The sequence below is a fragment of the Micromonospora sp. NPDC049240 genome, from assembly GCF_040647835.1.
Classification (GTDB): Bacteria; Actinomycetota; Actinomycetes; order Mycobacteriales; family Micromonosporaceae; genus Micromonospora.
In genome coordinates this window covers 80271-96917 of sequence record NZ_JBEZCX010000016.1, presented here as the reverse complement: position 1 = coordinate 96917, position 16647 = coordinate 80271, and the positions used below count along the sequence as shown (strand labels likewise).

At 71.5% G+C, this 16647-nt stretch carries 15 protein-coding genes; 5 read left to right on the top strand and 10 right to left on the bottom strand.

Annotated elements, in window-relative coordinates; all coding sequences use genetic code 11:
- Window positions 1–41: 41 nt before the first annotated feature.
- From pafA to arc, 7 genes are all read right to left on the bottom strand, one after another.
- Entirely contained in the window at window positions 42–1400 is a 1359-nt protein-coding gene (gene pafA, locus AB0B02_RS23945) for a Pup--protein ligase (RefSeq protein ID WP_107155591.1), read from the bottom strand.
- Between the two features lie 123 nt (window positions 1401–1523).
- The gene (prcA, locus tag AB0B02_RS23940; protein ID WP_281940763.1) at window positions 1524–2357 is read right to left on the bottom strand and encodes a proteasome subunit alpha; all 834 of its coding nucleotides are present in this window, start codon (window positions 2355–2357) and stop codon (window positions 1524–1526) included.
- Window positions 2358–2420: 63 nt separating this feature from the next.
- Window positions 2421–3260: a proteasome subunit beta gene (gene prcB / locus AB0B02_RS23935; protein WP_199199544.1), complete on the bottom strand. Its 840-nt coding sequence runs from the start codon at window positions 3258–3260 to the stop codon at window positions 2421–2423.
- On the bottom strand, window positions 3179–3847 hold the full coding sequence (locus AB0B02_RS23930) for an endonuclease VII domain-containing protein (RefSeq protein ID WP_281940761.1): 669 nt from the start codon (window positions 3845–3847) through the stop codon (window positions 3179–3181). Before AB0B02_RS23930 ends, prcB begins: the two co-directional genes overlap by 82 nt.
- A 5-nt stretch (window positions 3848–3852) precedes the next feature.
- Entirely contained in the window at window positions 3853–4059 is a 207-nt protein-coding gene (locus tag AB0B02_RS23925) for a ubiquitin-like protein Pup (protein WP_073836803.1), read from the bottom strand.
- Between the two features lie 106 nt (window positions 4060–4165).
- Complete coding sequence (dop, locus tag AB0B02_RS23920) at window positions 4166–5683, bottom strand: depupylase/deamidase Dop (RefSeq protein WP_357303636.1); 1518 nt, start codon at window positions 5681–5683, stop codon at window positions 4166–4168.
- Window positions 5684–5824: 141 nt separating this feature from the next.
- Entirely contained in the window at window positions 5825–7606 is a 1782-nt protein-coding gene (gene arc / locus AB0B02_RS23915) for a proteasome ATPase (RefSeq protein WP_107155587.1), read from the bottom strand.
- A 176-nt stretch (window positions 7607–7782) separates the two neighbouring features.
- Between arc and AB0B02_RS23910 the strand changes: the two genes are divergently transcribed.
- The gene (locus tag AB0B02_RS23910; RefSeq protein WP_107155586.1) at window positions 7783–8076 is read left to right on the top strand and encodes a ferredoxin; all 294 of its coding nucleotides are present in this window, start codon (window positions 7783–7785) and stop codon (window positions 8074–8076) included.
- Window positions 8077–8206: 130 nt separating this feature from the next.
- Here the strand turns inward: AB0B02_RS23910 and AB0B02_RS23905 are convergent, their stop codons facing one another.
- The 3 genes from AB0B02_RS23905 to AB0B02_RS23895 form a co-directional block, all read right to left on the bottom strand.
- On the bottom strand, window positions 8207–8779 hold the full coding sequence (locus tag AB0B02_RS23905) for a hypothetical protein (protein ID WP_281940757.1): 573 nt from the start codon (window positions 8777–8779) through the stop codon (window positions 8207–8209).
- Between the two features lie 149 nt (window positions 8780–8928).
- Window positions 8929–9873: a tRNA (adenine-N1)-methyltransferase gene (locus AB0B02_RS23900; protein WP_281940755.1), complete on the bottom strand. Its 945-nt coding sequence runs from the start codon at window positions 9871–9873 to the stop codon at window positions 8929–8931.
- Window positions 9870–10928: a M50 family metallopeptidase gene (locus AB0B02_RS23895; RefSeq protein ID WP_281942644.1), complete on the bottom strand. Its 1059-nt coding sequence runs from the start codon at window positions 10926–10928 to the stop codon at window positions 9870–9872. The genes AB0B02_RS23900 and AB0B02_RS23895 overlap by 4 nt, the downstream gene beginning before the upstream one ends.
- 166 nt (window positions 10929–11094) lie before the next feature.
- Between AB0B02_RS23895 and AB0B02_RS23890 the strand changes: the two genes are divergently transcribed.
- From AB0B02_RS23890 to AB0B02_RS23875, 4 genes are all read left to right on the top strand, one after another.
- Entirely contained in the window at window positions 11095–12012 is a 918-nt protein-coding gene (locus tag AB0B02_RS23890; RefSeq protein ID WP_281940752.1) for a PD-(D/E)XK nuclease family protein, read from the top strand.
- A gap of 352 nt (window positions 12013–12364) precedes the next feature.
- Window positions 12365–13048: a response regulator transcription factor gene (locus AB0B02_RS23885; RefSeq protein WP_107155581.1), complete on the top strand. Its 684-nt coding sequence runs from the start codon at window positions 12365–12367 to the stop codon at window positions 13046–13048.
- Window positions 13049–13305: 257 nt separating this feature from the next.
- Complete coding sequence (locus AB0B02_RS23880) at window positions 13306–14073, top strand: ABC transporter ATP-binding protein (RefSeq protein ID WP_107155580.1); 768 nt, start codon at window positions 13306–13308, stop codon at window positions 14071–14073.
- Window positions 14073–16619 (top strand): ABC transporter permease, encoded by a 2547-nt coding sequence (locus tag AB0B02_RS23875; RefSeq protein WP_281940747.1) that lies wholly within the window; start codon window positions 14073–14075, stop codon window positions 16617–16619. Before AB0B02_RS23880 ends, AB0B02_RS23875 begins: the two co-directional genes overlap by 1 nt.
- The last annotated feature ends 28 nt before the right edge of the window (window positions 16620–16647 follow it).

Here is a 16647-nt window from a genome sequence, read left to right as displayed (position 1 = left end):
GGCCGCGGCGGCCGGCACCAAGGCACCGGCCGCCGCCGCGCTCACATGCTGGCGATCAGCCGCTCCACCCGCTCGTCGTACGCGCGGAACGGGTCCTTGCAGAGCACCGTGCGCTGCGCCTGGTCGTTCAGCTTCAGGTGCACCCAGTCGACGGTGAAGTCACGCCGCTTCTCCTGCGCGTGCCGGATGAACTCACCACGCAGCCGCGCCCGGGTGGTCTGCGGCGGCGTCTCCTTCGCCTCGAAGATCTCCGGGTCGTTCGCCACCCGGTCCACCTCGCCCCGGCGCTCCAGCAACCCGTACAGCCCCCGGCCACGGCGCAGGTCGTGATAGGCCAGATCCATCTGCGCCACCCGGGGATGTGACAGCGGCAGGTCGTGCTTGCGCTGGTAACGCTCGATCAGCTTGAGCTTGCTCACCCAGTCGATCTCGCGTGCCACCGGGTCCAGATCGCCCGTCTCCACCGCCCGCAGCACCCGCCCCCACAGTTCCACCACCCGCTTCGCGGTCTGGTCCCCGCCCCGGCGCTCCACGAACTCCGTCGCCTTCGCGAGGTATTCCTGCTGGATCTCCAGCGCCGAGACCTCCTTGCCGGAGGACAGCCGGACCTTGCGCCGGCCGGTGATGTCGTGCGACACCTCCCGGATGGCCCGGATCGGGTTCTCCAACGTCAGGTCCCGCATCACCACGCCGGCCTCGATCATCCGCAGCACGATGTCGGCGGTGCCGACCTTCAGCAGCGTGGTGACCTCGTTCATGTTGGAGTCGCCGACGATGACGTGCAGCCGGCGGTAGCGCTCCGCGTCCGCGTGCGGCTCGTCCCGGGTGTTGATGATCGGCCGGCTCCGGGTGGTCGCCGAGGAGACGCCCTCCCAGATGTGCTCCGCCCGCTGCGACAGGCAGTAGACCGCGCCGCGCGGCGTCTGCAACACCTTGCCCGCACCGCAGATCAACTGCCGGGTGACCAGGAACGGAATCAGCACGTCGGCCAGCCGGCCGAACTCCCCGTGCCGGGACACCAGGTAGTTCTCGTGGCAGCCGTACGAGTTGCCGGCCGAATCGGTGTTGTTCTTGAACAGGTAGATCTCGCCCGCGATGCCCTCGTCGTGCAGCCGCTTCTCCGCGTCGACGAGCAGCCCCTCCAGGATCCGCTCGCCGGCCCGGTCGTGCGCCACCAGATCGGTCACCGAGTCGCACTCCGGCGTCGCATATTCCGGATGCGAGCCCACGTCCAGATAGAGACGGGCTCCGTTACGCAGGAAAACGTTGCTCGACCGGCCCCACGACACCACCCGTCGGAACAGGTACCGCGCGACCTCGTCGGGGGAAAGCCGGCGCTGCCCGCGATAGGTGCAGGTGACGCCGTACTCGGTCTCGAGGCCGAAGATTCGCCGCTCCATGATGAGACATTAGCCGCCCGGAGCCCTCGATGGGCAGCGCCCGCCGTCAGCGGCGTACGCCGGGCCCCCGGACGACGACGAACCCCGCCACCTCAGCGACGTGGCGGGGTCCGGAAACCGGTGTCACTCGCCGGGCGCGTCCTCCCGATTGCCCTCCAGGTCGGCCGAACCCGCCGACGTGGTCGGCTTCTTCGCCTCCTCGGTCGGCACGGTCGGCGTCTTCGCCCGGCCCGGCGCCGGCGCGACGTCACCCTCCGCGTCGCCGTCCAGCAACGCGGTCAGCGCCGCGCCGGTGATCCGCCGGAACGTCCGGCCCACCCGGCGCCGGTCCAGGACCGCCACCTCCAACTGGTTCGCCGCGATCGTGCGGGCCGCCCCGCCCTCGCCGCCGACGCTGCTCAGCGCCTTCATCGCGGCGCGTACCGCCTCCGACAGCGACATCTCCGGCCGGTGCTCGTTCTTCAGCACCCCGGTGATCGCCTCGGCCTGACCGCCCATCGCCATCCGGCCCGGCTCGTCGTTGACCGAGCCGTCGTAGGTCACCCGGTAGAGCGAGTCGTCGTCCGGCGAGGCAGCCACCTCGGCCACGCAGATCTCCACCTCGAACGGCTTCGACTGCTCGGTGAAGATGGCGCCCAGCGTCTGCGCGTACGCGTTCGCCAACGCCAGCCCGGTCACGTCGCGCCGGTCGTAGCTCAGGCCGTTGAGGTCGGCCATCCGCACCCCGGCGCGCCGCAGGTTCTCGAACTCGTTGTACCGGCCGACCGCGGCGAAGCCGATCCGGTCGTAGATCTCGCTGACCTTGTGCAGCGTGCTGGACAGGTTCTCGGCGACGAAGAGCACCCCGCCGGCGTAGCTCAGGACCACCGCGCTACGACCCCGGGCGATGCCCTTGCGGGCCAACTCGGAGCGGTCGCGCATGATCTGCTCGGGCGAGGCGTAGAACTGCATGGCCACGGCGGCGGTTCTCCTTCGTACCTGTGGTGCGGGACTGCTGACTCGGTGGACGTGCGAGCGGGGTCAGCCGCCGGGGTTCTCCATCCGACCGGACACCACGCTCTCCGCGATCGCCGCCGTCTCGGCGTCGGTGAGCCGGTGGGTACCCTCGGCCGTCGCGGTCATCACGACCGGGTAGATCCGCCGGGTCAGGTCGGGGCCGCCGGTGGCGGTGTCGTCGTCCGCGGCGTCGTAGAGCGCCTCGACGGCCAGCCGCGTCGCGTCGTCGACCGACAGGCCGGCCCGGAAGCGCTTCTTCAGCGCGGACTTGGCGAACAGCGAACCGGAGCCGATCGCGTCGTAACCGGTCTCCTCGTAGGGGCCGCCGGTCACGTCGAAGCTGAAGATCCGGCCGGCCCGCGCCGGGTCGCTCGCGGCCAGGTCGAAGCCGGCGAACAGCGGGACCACGGCCAGGCCCTGCATGGCCGCGCCCAGGTTGCCCCGGATCATCGAGGCCAGCCGGTTGGCCTTGCCGTCGAGCGAGAGCATCGCGCCCTCGATCTTCTCGTAGTGCTCCAGCTCCACCTGGAACAGTCGCATCAGCTCGATGCCGATGCCCGCCGTGCCCGCGATGCCGACAAGCGAGTACGCGTCGGCCGGGTGCACCTTCTCGATGTCGCGCTGGGCGATCAGGTTGCCCATGGTGGCGCGACGGTCGCCGGCCATGACCACGCCGTTCGCGGCCGCGATCGCCACGATGGTGGTCGCGTGCGGCGCCAGGTCGGCGGCCATGCCGGGCGGCAGCGGCCGACGACCCGGCAGCATCTCGGGGGCCGCCTTGCTCAGGAACGTGGTGAAGGAGGACGTCCCCGCGTTGGTGAACACATCTGGAAGACGCCCGGATGGATCAAAACCCGCTGCCACGTGGTTCCTCTCAGGTATGTGATCGCCCCGGCCAGGGTGTCGAGGTTGTCCTTGCACTGGCCGAGACCGCCGTTGCAGTTGAAGCAGAGTATCCCGCGGACCCATCCGGTGCGATGATCGTGGTCCAGATGTTCCGGATCGGGACGCCGACAGATCGCGCACACGCCGCCCTGCTCGGCCAGGAGCTCCTGGAACTCCTTCTCCCCGACCCCGTAGCGGCGACGCAGGTGGTACTCGCGATTGCCGCCGTAGAGCCGCTGCTTGCTCTCGTTGCCCCGTGCGATGTGGCAGGGCTTGCAGTAGCTGTGGCGACCGCTCGCGCTGGTGGTTCGAGGAAAGTCGTCGACCGGCTTGATCTGCGCACAGTCGGGGCACCACTTCAGGCCGTCCGCGACCGGCACGGCCGCCTTCTTCTGCGGCGTGATCCCGCGCCTACGGCGGCTCGCCTCCGAGCGCGCGAGTGCGCAGGTCTTGCAGTAGAAGGCCAGGCCATCTGGCCGCCGCCGGTTACGGTGAAACGCCGACGCCGGCAGCGACCGACCACACTGGGGGCAGAGCTTGTCCGAAGCCTGCGGCAAATCGGACATAAGCCTCATTGACCCCCCTTCTGCACATATCCTCTCACGAACTCTTCCGCGTTCTCCTCCAGGACGGAGTCGATCTCGTCGAGCAGGTCGTCGACGTCCTCGGTGATCTCGGCGTGCCGCTCGGCCACCTCGGGGTTGGCCTGCGCGGTGACCTCCTCGACCTCCTCGTGGGACTTGCCGGACTGGGTCTGACCACCCTCTTGCGTCGCCATGGTGGTGCCTCCTCCACGATCGCCTGCGATCAACTTACCTCGCGCGGGCGACGAAAAGCCCGCCGCGCGCCGGGTTCGGCACGCAACGGGCCTTCCGGCAACCGGCTCAGCCGCCGGTCAGCAGCTCCAGCAGATCCTTGGCGCTCTCACACCTGTCGAAGAGCTGGCCGACGTGGGCGCGGGTGCCCCGCTCGGGCTCCATCATCGGCACCCGGACCAGCGACTCCCGGCCCACGTCGAAGATGACCGAGTCCCAGCTCGCGGCCACCACCTCGGAGGCGTACTGGGCCAGGCACCGGCCGCGGAAGTAGGCCCGGGTGTCCTCCGGCGGCTCGGTCATCGCGGTGCGGGTCTGCTCGTCGGTGAGCAGCGTCTTCATCGAGCCGCGCTGGACCAGCCGGTGGTAGAGGCCCTTCTCCGGCCGCACGTCGGAGTACTGCAGGTCGACCAGTTGCAACTTGTGCGAGCCCCAGCCGAGCTTCTCCCGCTCCCGGTAGCCCTCCAGCACCCGCAGCTTGGCCACCCAGTCCAGCTCGTCGGCGCACTCGAAGGCGTCGCGGCCGAGCCGGTCCAGCACGCTCTCCCAGCGGTCCAGCACGTCGGCGGTCTGCGCGTCCACGTCGGGGCCGTACCGCTCGTCCACGAAGGAACGGACCCGCTCGTGGTAGGCCCACTGCACGTCCAGCGCGGTCAGCCGGCGACCGTCGCGCATCCGCATGAGGTGCTTCAGGGACGGGTCGTGGCTGACCGCGCGCAACTCACCCACCGGGTCGGCGATGCCCAGGTCGGCGCCGAGCGCCTTCTCCTCGATCATGGCGAGGATCAGCGACGTGGTGCCGACCTTGAGGAACGTGGAGATCTCGGAGAGATTGGCGTCGCCGATGATGACGTGCAGGCGGCGGTACTTGTCGGCGTCCGCGTGCGGCTCGTCGCGGGTGTTGATGATGGGCCGCTTGAGCGTGGTCTCCAGCCCGACCTCGACCTCGAAGAAGTCAGCACGTTGGGAGATCTGGAAGCCGCTCTGGCCGCCGTCCTGGCCGATGCCCACGCGGCCCGCGCCGCAGACGATCTGCCGGGTCACGAAGAACGGCGTCAGGTACGCCACGATGTCGGCGAACGGGGTCTGCCGGCGCATCAGGTAGTTCTCGTGGGCGCCGTAGCTGGCGCCCTTGTTGTCGGTGTTGTTCTTGTAGAGGTGGATCGGGTGGGTGCCCGGGATGGTGGCGGCCCGTCGGGCCGCCTCGGCCATCACCCGCTCGCCCGCCTTGTCCCAGCGGACCACGTCGAGCGGGGTGGTCACCTCCGGGGTGGAGTATTCGGGGTGGGCGTGGTCGACGTAGAGCCGGGCGCCGTTGGTGAGTATCACGTTGGCCAGCCCGAGGTCCTCGTCGGCGAGCGCCTCGGCCGGGTCGTACGCCGCCCCGGAGTAGGTGAACCCGCGGGCGTCGCGCAGTGGCGACTCCTCCTCGTAGTCCCAGCGGGCCCGTCCGCCCCGGTTGAGTTCCGGTCGCGCCCCGTAGGCGTTGACCACCTGCGAGGAGGTGACCATCGGGTTGGCTCCGGCCTGGCCGGGCACGGAGATGCCGTACTCGACCTCGGTGCCCATGATCCGTCTGACGCTCATCGACCTGCCCGCTCCGCTCGCCGTCCCGGTCCCCGTCACGTCGAGCGTAGTCGGCACATCGACGGTAGGTGGCGCGCCGTCCCGCTCGGAGACGACCGACCGGGGCGGCGCCGGTGTGGCGCCGCCCCGGTCGGGCCGGTCTCAGAGGTACTGGCCGGTGTTGCTGGCGGTCTCGATGGACCGGCCGGCCTCGGTGCCCTTGCCGCCGGAGACGAGCGTGCGGATGTAGACGATCCGCTCGCCCTTCTTGCCGGAGATGCGGGCCCAGTCGTCCGGGTTGGTGGTGTTGGGCAGGTCCTCGTTCTCCCGGAACTCGTCGACGCACGCGTCGAGCAGGTGCTGCAACCGCAGCCCCTTGCGCCCGGAGGTGAGGAACTCCTTGATGGCCATCTTCTTGCCCCGGTCGACGATGTTCTGGATCATCGCGCCGGAGTTGAAGTCCTTGAAGTAGAGGACTTCCTTGTCGCCGTTGGCGTACGTGACCTCGAGGAAGCGGTTCTCCTCGGTCTCGGAGTACATCCGCAGGACGACGGCGTCGATCATCGCGGCCACGGTGGCCTGCGGGTCGCTGCCGTGTTCGGCCAGGTCGTCGGCGTGCAACGGCAGGTCGGCCAGGACGTACTTCGTAAAGATGTCCTTGGCCGCCTCGGCGTCCGGCCGCTCGATCTTGATCTTCACGTCGAGCCGGCCGGGCCGCAGGATCGCCGGGTCGATCATGTCTTCCCGGTTGGAGGCGCCGATGACGATGACGTTCTCCAGCCCCTCCACGCCGTCGATCTCGCTGAGCAGCTGGGGAACGATGGTGTTCTCCACGTCGGAGGAGACGCCGGAGCCGCGGGTACGGAAGATCGAGTCCATCTCGTCGAAGAACACGATCACCGGGGTGCCCTCGCCGGCCTTCTCCCGGGCGCGCTGGAAGATCAGCCGGATGTGCCGCTCGGTCTCGCCGACGTACTTGTTGAGCAGCTCGGGACCCTTGATGTTGAGGAAGAAACTGGTGTGCCGGTCCTTGCCCAACCGCTCGGCGATCTTCTTGGCGAGCGAGTTGGCCACCGCCTTGGCGATCAGCGTCTTGCCACAGCCGGGCGGACCGTAGAGCAGGATGCCCTTCGGCGGCCGGAGCTGGTGCTCGCGGAACAGGTCGGCGTGCAGGAACGGCAGCTCCACCGCGTCGCGGATCTGCTCGATCTGCGCCTGGAGGCCACCGATGTCCTCGTAGTCGACGTCGGGCACCTCCTCCAGGACCAGCTCCTCGACCTCGCTCTTCGGGATCCGCTCGTACGCGTACGCCGAGCGGGGCTCGATCATGAGTGAGTCGCCGGCCCGGATCGGGCTGCCGATCAGCGTCTCGGCGAGGTGCACGATGCGCTCCTCGTCCGAGTGGGAGACCACCAGCGCCCGGTCACCCGGCGCGCCGTCCGGACCGACCAGGATCTCCTTGAGCATCACCACCTCGCCGACCCGCTCGAAGCCGAACGCGTCGACGATGTTGAGCGCGTCGTTGAGCAGGACCTCCTGCCCACGGCGCAGCTCGTCGGTCTCCAGCGAGGGCGAGACGGCGACGCGGAGCTTGCGCCCGCCGGTGAACACGTCCACCGTGCCGTCGTCGTGCTTCGCCAGGAAGACGCCGTAGCCACTGGGTGGCTGGGCGAGCCGGTCGATCTCCTCCTTGAGCGTCACGATCTGCGCGCGAGCCTCCTTGAGGGTGCTCACGAGCCGCTCGTTGTTCTCGGTCAGCCGCGCCAACTGTGCCTGGGTGGCCGCCAGCCGCTCTTCGAGCTGCCGGACGTGTCGGGGGCTTTCGGTCAACTTGCGCCGCACCAGAGCGAGTTCCTCTTGCAGGAACGCGACCTGCGTGGAGAGATCGTGGGCTTCCTTTTCCCACCGTGCGGCGCGCGAGTCCGCGTCGTCGCTGCGTGCCACGTCCCACCTCCCCGGGGGGCTTGAACGTTCTGAGCTAACACTAGCCGCTATGAGCCCGATTCGGTCCTCCGCAACGCGCTCGTCACCGAAGCTTGATCGCCAAGGGCTGGTCGACGGGCGGGTACGGGCGTTCGGGTACCGTCGGAGTCCGGGACGGGAGAACATGGGGGGTGCTTGTGACGGACGTCGCGACCGACCAGTTGCAGGTCTGGGTCGACCAGGACCTCTGCACGGGTGACGGGCTGTGTGTGCAGTACGCCCCGGAGGTCTTCGAGTTCGACGTCGACGGCCTGGCGTACGTCAAGGGCCCGGACGGCGAGCTGCGGCAGGCCCCGGGCGCCCGGGTGGACGTGCCGGAGCACCTGCGCCTCGAGGTGATCGACTCGGCGAAGGAGTGTCCGGGCGAGTGCATCCACGTGACGCGGGGCAGCGACGGCGTCGAGGTGGCCGGCCCGGAGGCCGAGGACTGACGCACGGCTGACGCGGGCCGGGGACGCCGTCCCCGGCCCGCGTCGTGCCGCCTGGGCCGCCTGGGCCCGCCACCGACTCAGAGTCCCGGTCGGCTTCAGAGCATGGGCCGCGCTCGGAGCACGGGCCGGCTCAGAGCATGGGCCGGCCGACCACCGAGGCCACCAGCCGGGCGAACTCCTCCAGCCGGGTGATCTGCCCGGCGCCGCCGTCGTCGAGCGTCTTGCCGAAGCGCAGCGCGTCGTGCCGCGGGGTGCCGGCCGCGTCGTCGCTCGGCGGCGCCTCGTCAAGTGAGCTGAGCAGCAGGTACACGTCGATGCTGTCGACCCGGACCGTGCCGTCCTCGGCGCGGGTGAGCCGGCGCCGGCAGCCGACTTCGGTGACCGTGGAGACCGGCACCACCCGCAGCGACGAGGTCATCGCGCCGGGCGGCCCCTCCCCCGGCGGCACGTCCTCGCCGTGCCACAGCACCAGCCGGCTGCCGTCGCAGACGACGACCTCCTGCCACACCCCGTTGACCTCGTTGACGAAGCGTTCCAGCGTGAAACCGAGCACGGAGGCCCCGCGCAGCACCCCGCCGAGCGCCTCCAGGGCGATGTCGGGGTCCCGCAGGTAAGCCCGGGCGGCCGATTCCAGGTCGGCGTAGGGCGACCAGTCGGGGAAGACGGCGGGCATCTCGCCGTTGCCGTAGCCGGGACTGCTCACGCCACCTCCCGTCGACCGGTACCGCCGGGGCCGGGACGGACGCGCCCACCGCGCGTCCCGGTCCGCTCTGTCATGCTTACCGTCTCCGGTGTCGTCGTCCCCACGGGCACACATGATCCGCCCGACCGTGGCGGTTCGCGCGGCGGGGGTCAGGACTGGTCGGGCTCCTCCGCCGGCCGGGCCGCCGCCGCGGCGCGCAGGGCGTCGCGGCGCTGCGCGTACGCCTCGGCGCCCTTGCTGGGCTTGCGCCGGCGCGGCGGCGCGGTGACCCCGGGGGCGAGCTTGCGCGCGGAGACCAGGAACGCGGTGTGCGCGATCATGCGGTGGTCCGGCCGGACCGCGAGACCCTCGGCGTGCCAGTCGCGGACCATCGACTCCCAGGCGCGCGGCTCGGTCCAGCCGCCGCGCTCGCGCAGCGCCTCGACCAGCTCGGAGAGCTGCGGCGTGGTGGCCACGTAGCCGATCAGCACGCCGCCGGGGACCAGCGCCCGCTCGACCATGTCGAGCATCTCCCACGGGGTCAGCATGTCGAGGATGATCCGGTCGAAGCCGGTCTCGGCGCAGTCGGCGACGTCGCCCACGTGCAGCCGCCAGGCCGGGTGCGGGCCGTTGAAGAACGCCTCGACGTTGCGCCGGGCGATCTGGGCGAAGTCGTCGCGCAGCTCGAAGGAGTGCAGCTCCCCCTCGGTGCCGACGGCGCGCAGCAGCGAGCAGGACAGCGCGCCGGAGCCGGCGCCGGCCTCCAGCACCTTGGCGCCGGGGAAGATGTCCCCCATCGCGACGATCTGCGCCGAGTCCTTCGGGTAGATCACCTGCGCGCCGCGGGGCATGGAGAGCACGTAGTCGGAGAGCAGCGGTCGCAGCGCCAGGAAGGCGGTCCCGCCGCCGGCGGTGGTGACCACGCTGCCGTCGGGCAGGCCGATGAGTGTGTCGTGCTTGAGGATGCCGCGGTGGGTGTGGAACTCCTTGCCGGGCTCCAGCGTCACGGTGTGCATCCGGCCCTTCGGGTCGGTGAGCTGGACCCGGTCGCCGATCCGGAACGGCCCGCGGTGGACCGGGGGCAGCGCCGGGACGGTGGAGTTCTCTGCGGTCACGTGTTCGTCTTCCGTTTCGGTTCGAGGAGCTGGGCGAGGTCCGCGACGTGGAGCACGCCGACCACATCTTCGCCTGCCGTCACCAGGTACTGCGCGCCCGGGTGGGTGCGGACGGTCTCCAGCACCCGCTCGCCGTCCGCGCCGACCGGCAGGGTGGGCAGCGCCGCCAGGCCGCGCGCCACCTCGTCCACCGCGAGCCACGGCCGCCGTTCCGGGGGTACGGCGGCGGCGCGCGCCGGGTCGACAAGCGCCACGGTCCGGCCGGCGGAGTCGACCACGGCGAGCGCGGCGTCCGGCGTGCCCGCCTCGGCGCGGCGGCGCTGCGCCTCGGCCAGCGGGGTGCCGGTGGGCACCGGCAGCAGCGGACGGGCCAGCCGGGTGAGGTCGACCAGGTGCAGCCGGCGACCGATGCGGGCCAGCCGGATGGACTGTCCGGCGCCCCGCCACAGCGTCAGCGCGACCAGCAGGAGCAGTGGCAACGCCAGCGGGGCGAGCGCCCGGCGCAGCGTGAGCGCCACCACCAGGGCCAGCGTGCCCAGCGCCACGGCCCGGCCGACCCAGCCGGCCACCTCGGTGCCCCGGTGCCGGTCCCGGGTGAGCGCCCAGACCGCGGCGCGCAGCGCGCGCCCGCCGTCCAGCGGCAGCCCGGGCAGGCTGTTGAAGATCGCCACCACCACGTTGCTGACCGCGAGCTGGAAGGCGAGCTGGTGGCCGAGGGTGCCGGCGGGCAGCGTGAGCGTGGCGGCGACCGCGCCGGCGCCGAGCACCGCGGACACGGCCGGGCCGGCCAGGGAGATCAGCAGCTCGGTCCGGGGGTCGGGGGCGTCGGAGTCCATCTCGGTGTAGCCGCCGAGCAGTTCCAGCGTGATGCCCCGCACACCGATGCCGAACCGGCGGGCGGTGAGCGCGTGCCCCAGCTCGTGCAACAGCACGGAGCCGAGCAGCGAGACGACGAAGCCGAAGCCGACCAGGTATCCGCCGAGCGGGCCGAGGTCGAGCTGGCGGCGGGCCAGCGCCGCGTAGAGCACGGTGACCACGACGGTGAGCAGCAGCATCGACGCGTCGGCGCGCAGCGGCACGCCGAAGACCCGGCCGAGGCTCAGCCCGGGCCGGCGCGGCCGTCGGGTCCGCTGGTCCACCCCGGCGATGCTACGCGTCTGAAGATCATGGTCCGGCACGGCGACGGTGGCGGTGTCACACCGGTGGCCTAACCTTCCGGGCATGACGGCGGAACCGGTGATCGACACGCAGGGCGACCCGACGGCGACACCGACGCCGGTCACGGTGCGGGCGTCGTTGTCGCCGTCGCGGGCGGCCGACTTCAAGACCTGCCCACTGCTCTACCGGTTCCGCAGCATCGACCGGCTGCCGGAGCGCCCCACGGTCGAGCAGGCCCGGGGCACGCTGGTGCACGCCGTGCTGGAGCGGCTGTTCGACCTGCCGGCCCCGGCGCGCACCCCGGAGTCGGCCGGCGATCTGGTCGCCCCGCAGTGGGACCGGCTGGTCACCGAGGAGCCGGAGCTGGCGACGCTGTTCGCCGACGACGACCCGGCCGGCGTGGAGGGGTTCCTGCGCTCGGCGGCGGGGCTGCTGGAGGGCTATTTCGCGGTGGAGGACCCGCGCCGGCTGGAGCCGGCCGAGCGCGAGGCGTTGATCTCCGCGGTGGTCGACGACGAGCTGCTCATCCGCGGCTATCTCGACCGGCTCGACGTGGCCCCGGACGGCGCGCTGCGGGTGGTCGACTACAAGACCGGCGGCGCGCCGCGCGAGGCGTTCGAGGCGCGGGCGCTGTTCCAGCTCAAGTTCTACGCGCTGGTGCTGTGGCGGACCCGGGGCGTGGTGCCGCGGGTGCTGCGTCTGCTCTACCTCAAGGACGCCGAGGTCTGCGACTACGCGCCCGACGCCGACGAGCTGGTGCGCTTCGAGCGCACGGTGGTGGCGCTGTGGCGGGCGATCGAGCAGGCCACCGCGCGGCAGGATTTCCGGCCCCGGCCGAGCCGGCTCTGCGACTGGTGCAGCCACCAGGCGCTCTGCCCGACCTTCGGCGGCACTCCGCCGCCGTTCCCGGTGGCCGCCGCCGCGCCCGACCCGCTGGTGGACGCGCGTTCCCGGCCGGCCAGTCCCGGGGCCGACGAGTGAGGCCCGTCCCCGCCGAGTGAGCCCCACCCGATGAGGCCGCTTTCCGGGAAAGCGGGCGTCAAAAGACCTCGATGGGCCCGCTTTCCGTGAGAGCGGGCGCCCAGGAACCTCGTGGGCCCGCTTTCCGTGAGAGCGGTGGGTGGAGCGGGCGGGGCGGGTGAGCGCGGGGCGGGGTGGGTGGGGCGATTGGATCGGGATCCGGTGCGTCGGCGTGCGGGAACCGGTCGCCCTCTACGGTGGTTCCTGCGGACCGGTCGACGCCGGCGGTGGTCTCCGGGTGTGCGCCCGGCGCCCGCCGGGCCCGGCGGACCCGGTTCCGGGCTGACCGCCGTCCAGCACGACGAGGGAGACGATGACCGACGCCGCCGCGCCCCGACCGGTTCGGGTCCTGCTCGCCGACGACCAGCCGCTGCTGCGTGCCGGGTTCCGGATGGTGCTGGGGGTCGAGGACGACCTGGACATCGTGGGCGAGGCGGGCGACGGCGTGGAGGCGGTGGAGCTGTCCCGACGGCTGCTGCCCGACGTGGTGCTGATGGACATCCGGATGCCGCGGATGGACGGGGTGGCCGCGACCCGGACGATCGTGGACGCCCGACTGCCGGTACGGGTGCTGGTGCTGACCACGTTCGAGCTGGACGAGTACGTGGTCGGCGCGTTGCGCGCCGGGGCGAGCGGTTTCCTGGCCAAGGATGTGCCGGCGGAGGACCTGGTGACCGCGATCCGCACGGTGGCGGCCGGGGAGGCGGTGGTGGCGCCGCGGATCCTGCGCCGGCTGTTGGACCGCTTCGCCGACGTGCTGCCGGATCCGGCGGCCAGCCGGCCGCGGGTGCTGGACCCGTTGACCGACCGGGAGCGGGAGGTGCTGGTGCAGGTGGCGCGCGGGCTGTCGAACGCCGAGATCGCCCGGGCGCTGTCGGTCAGCGAGACCACGGTCAAGACGCACGTCGGGCACGTGCTGACCAAGTTGAAGCTGCGGGACCGGGTGCAGGCGGTGGTCCTGGCGTACGAGACGGGGCTGGTGCGGCCCGGGAAATAGGTGGCGGCGCTCACGTACCGTGACCAACGGCGGCGGCGTGGGGTTGACCGTGACGCGGCGTGAGGTTCTACCGTCGGCGTCGCCGGCCGGTCAGGGATCACCCTGAGCCGGCCTGGGGGGCGACCCTCACCGGAAATTCGGCACGGGTTCCGCCCGGGGTCGGACGGATCCGGGGCCGGCGGCACCGAGGATGGAACTGCCGCACCGACCAGCGGGGGCGGTGCGGATCAGCAAGCCAGACGGAAGAGGTAGATGACGTGACCGCGACGGTAGGCCGGCAGGCGCAGGCCGCGGCCCGGGCGAACGACGTGTGGAAGGTGTACGGCAGCGGCGAGGCGCAGGTCATCGCGCTGCGGGGGGTGAGCGCCGAGTTCGAACGCGGCCGGTTCACCGCGATCATGGGGCCGTCGGGCTCGGGCAAGTCGACGTTGATGCACTGCCTCGCCGGTCTGGACTCGGTGACCCGGGGCACCGTGATGATCGGTGAGACGACGGTGACCGGGCTCAACGACTCGGGCCTGACGAAGCTGCGGCGGGACAAGGTCGGTTTCATCTTCCAGCAGTTCAACCTGCTGCCCACGCTCACCGCGCAGGAGAACATCCTGCTGCCGCTGTCGATCGCCGGCCGCAAGGCCGACCCGGCCTGGTACGACACGGTGATCGACACGGTCGGGCTGCGGGAGCGGCTCGGGCACCGCCCGGCGCAGCTCTCCGGCGGCCAGCAGCAGCGAGTGGCGTGCGCGCGGGCGCTTGTCGCCCGCCCCGAGGTGATCTTCGCGGACGAGCCGACCGGCAACCTGGACTCCCGGTCCGGCGCCGAGGTGCTGAACTTCCTGCGCAGCTCGGTACGCGAGCACGGCCAGACGATCGTCATGGTGACCCACGACCCGACCGCCGCCGCGTACGCCGACCGGGTGGTCTTCCTGGCCGACGGGCAGATCGTCTCGGAGCTGATCGAGCCGACCGCCGACACGGTGCTGGACACGATGAAGAAGCTGGACGCGCCGGTCGAGGTGGGCAACTGATGTTCCGGGCAACGCTGAAGAGCCTGCTGGCGCGCAAGCTGCGCCTGCTGCTGTCCGGGCTGGCGGTGGTGCTCGGCGTCATGTTCGTCTCCGGCGCGTTCGTGCTCACCGACACGCTGGGCCGCTCGTTCGACGCGGTCTTCGCCGACGCCTACGCCGACGTGGACGTGAACGTGGCGGCGAAGCCGAAGGTCGAGGTCTCCGAGACCGAGGGCGAGCAGGTGGCCGGCCCGGTGCCGGCGTCGCTCGTGGACCGGGTGAAGGCGGTGCCGGGCGCGGCGGACGTGCGCGGCGTGGTGGCGGCCGACGGCGCGCGGCTGATCGGCGGCAACGGCAAGGTGGTCACCTCGTTCGGGCCGCCGCAGCTCGGCGAGAACTGGCTGGGCGAGAGCGACCTGGTGACGTTGCGCGAGGGGCGCGGCCCGCAGGCCGACGACGAGATCGTGGTCAACGCCGCGCTGGCGAAGGCGGCCGGCGTGAAGGTCGGTGACCGGGTCGGCGTGTTGACCCTGTCACCGAAGAAGGAGTTCACGCTGGTCGGCGTGTTCGGCTACAGCGGTGGCCGGGACTCCGTGGGCGGCGCGAACGAGGTCGCTTTCACCACGCCTGTCGCGCAGCGGTTGATGCTCGGCAAGCCGGACGTGTTCTCCAACGTCACCGCGCGGGCGGACGGCACCACGCCGGAGGCGCTGCGCGACGAGGTGTCCGGCGCGCTGGGCGGAGCCTACGAGGTCAAGACCGGCGACCAGCTCGCCGACGACGCCTCGGCCGGGCTGAAGGAGGGGTTGTCGTTCTTCAACAAGATCCTCCTCGGGTTCGCCGCGGTGGCGTTGCTGGTCGGCACGTTCCTGATCCTCAACACCTTCTCGATCATCGTGGCCCAGCGCACGCGTGAACTGGCGCTGATGCGGGCCATCGGGGCCAGTGGCCGGCAGGTCATCGGCTCGGTGGTGCTGGAGGCGGTCGCGGTGGGCCTGATCGCCTCGGTGCTCGGCCTGGCCGCCGGCATCGGGGTGGGCGCGCTGCTGGCGTACCTGTTCGGAAAGCTCGCCGGCGGTCTGACGCTGGCCGGGCTGGGGGTGCCGCCGGCGGCGGTGATCGGCGCGTTCGCGGTCGGCCTGCTGATCACGGTGGTCGCGGCGCTGCTGCCGGCGCTGCGCGCCGCGCGGATTCCTCCGATCGCCGCGATGCAGGACGTCGCCACGCCGGACCGGCCGTTGACCAAGGTGACCGTCGGCGGCGCGGTGGTCACCACGGTCGGCGCGGTGCTGCTCTTCCTCGGCCTCAGCGGCAACGCCGGCGACAACACGCTGGCGACCATCCTCGGCGGTGTGCTGTTCGCGTTCATCGGGGTGGCGCTGCTGACGCCGGTGATCAGCCGGCCGGTGGTGTCGCTGCTCGGCGCGATCTTCTCCTGGTCGGTGCCGGGCAAGCTGGGCCGGTTGAACTCGGGCCGCAACCCGCGCCGGACCGCGATCACCGCCGCCGCGCTGATGGTGGGCATCGCGCTGGTGACCGGCGTGACGGTGATCCTGGACTCGGCGAAGGGCAGCATCAGCGCGCTCGCCGAGGACCGGATCAAGGCCGAGCTGGTGATCTCCGGCGCCTCGGCCGGGCCGCGTCCGGCGAGCTTCGACGCGGCGGTGCTGGAGAAGACCGCCGCGATCCCGGGCGTGAAGTTGGTCGACGGCGAGTACGGCGACATGGCCACGGTGGGCGGCGAGCGGACCTGGGTGGCGGCGTCGAGCAACGTGGCGGCGCTGGAGCGGATCTTCGGGGCGAAGGCCACCGCCGGTGACATCAGCCGGCTGGCCCCGGACCAGATGCTGCTCAGCTCGGACACCGCGAAGTCCCGCAACCTGTCGGTCGGCTCGACCGTGCCGGTGCAGTTGTCCCGCGGCGAGGCCCGCACGTACACGGTCAGCGGCATCTACGAAAGTTCCCAGCTCACCAACCCGGTGGTGCTGCCGCCGCAGGCGACCGCCGACTTCGCCATCCCGCAGCCCATCCAGGGCTTCGTGCAGCTCGCCCCGGGTACCTCGGTGGGCGCGGTGCAGCCGCAGGTCGAGCGGCTGCTGGCGGACAGCCCGGAGGTGTCGGTGGCGGACCGGGCGGCGTTCATCAAGCAGCAGACCAGCCAGCTCGACACGCCGCTGCGGATGATCCAGATCCTGTTGGCGCTGGCCATCGTGATCGCGGTGCTGGGCATCATCAACACGCTCGCGTTGTCGGTGCTGGAGCGCACCCGTGAGCTGGGCCTGCTGCGGGCGATCGGCCTGCGTCGGGCCCAGACCATGCGGATGATCACGGTCGAGGCGGTGGTGATCTCGATCTTCGGCGCGCTGCTCGGCGTGGTGGTCGGCACCGGTCTCGGCGCGGCGGTGGTCCGGGCGCTCAAGGACGAGGGCATCACCGACCTGGTTCTGCCCTGGGGCCAGATGGTGACGTTCCTGGTGTTGGCCGCGATCATCGGCGTGGTCGCGGCGGTGCTGCCGGCGATCCGGGCCGCGCGGATCAACGTGCTCGGCGCCATCGCCCACGACTGAGGTGCAAGGAAGGGCCCCTTCTTAACGC

Excerpts from the sequence above, each read along its gene's own strand:
- AB0B02_RS23930 (WP_281940761.1), bottom strand. The coding sequence starts at position 3,847 with ATGTCCGATTTGCCGCAGGCTTCGGACAAGCTCTGCCCCCAGTGTGGT.
- AB0B02_RS23875 (WP_281940747.1), top strand. The coding sequence starts at position 14,073 with ATGTTCCGGGCAACGCTGAAGAGCCTGCTGGCGCGCAAGCTGCGCCTG.
- AB0B02_RS23885 (WP_107155581.1), top strand. The coding sequence starts at position 12,365 with ATGACCGACGCCGCCGCGCCCCGACCGGTTCGGGTCCTGCTCGCCGAC.
- AB0B02_RS23895 (WP_281942644.1), bottom strand. The coding sequence starts at position 10,928 with ATGCTGCTGCTCACCGTCGTGGTCACCGTGCTCTACGCGGCGCTGGCC.
- AB0B02_RS23890 (WP_281940752.1), top strand. The coding sequence starts at position 11,095 with ATGACGGCGGAACCGGTGATCGACACGCAGGGCGACCCGACGGCGACA.
- pafA (WP_107155591.1), bottom strand. The coding sequence starts at position 1,400 with ATGGAGCGGCGAATCTTCGGCCTCGAGACCGAGTACGGCGTCACCTGC.
- AB0B02_RS23925 (WP_073836803.1), bottom strand. The coding sequence starts at position 4,059 with ATGGCGACGCAAGAGGGTGGTCAGACCCAGTCCGGCAAGTCCCACGAG.
- dop (WP_357303636.1), bottom strand. The coding sequence starts at position 5,683 with ATGAGCGTCAGACGGATCATGGGCACCGAGGTCGAGTACGGCATCTCC.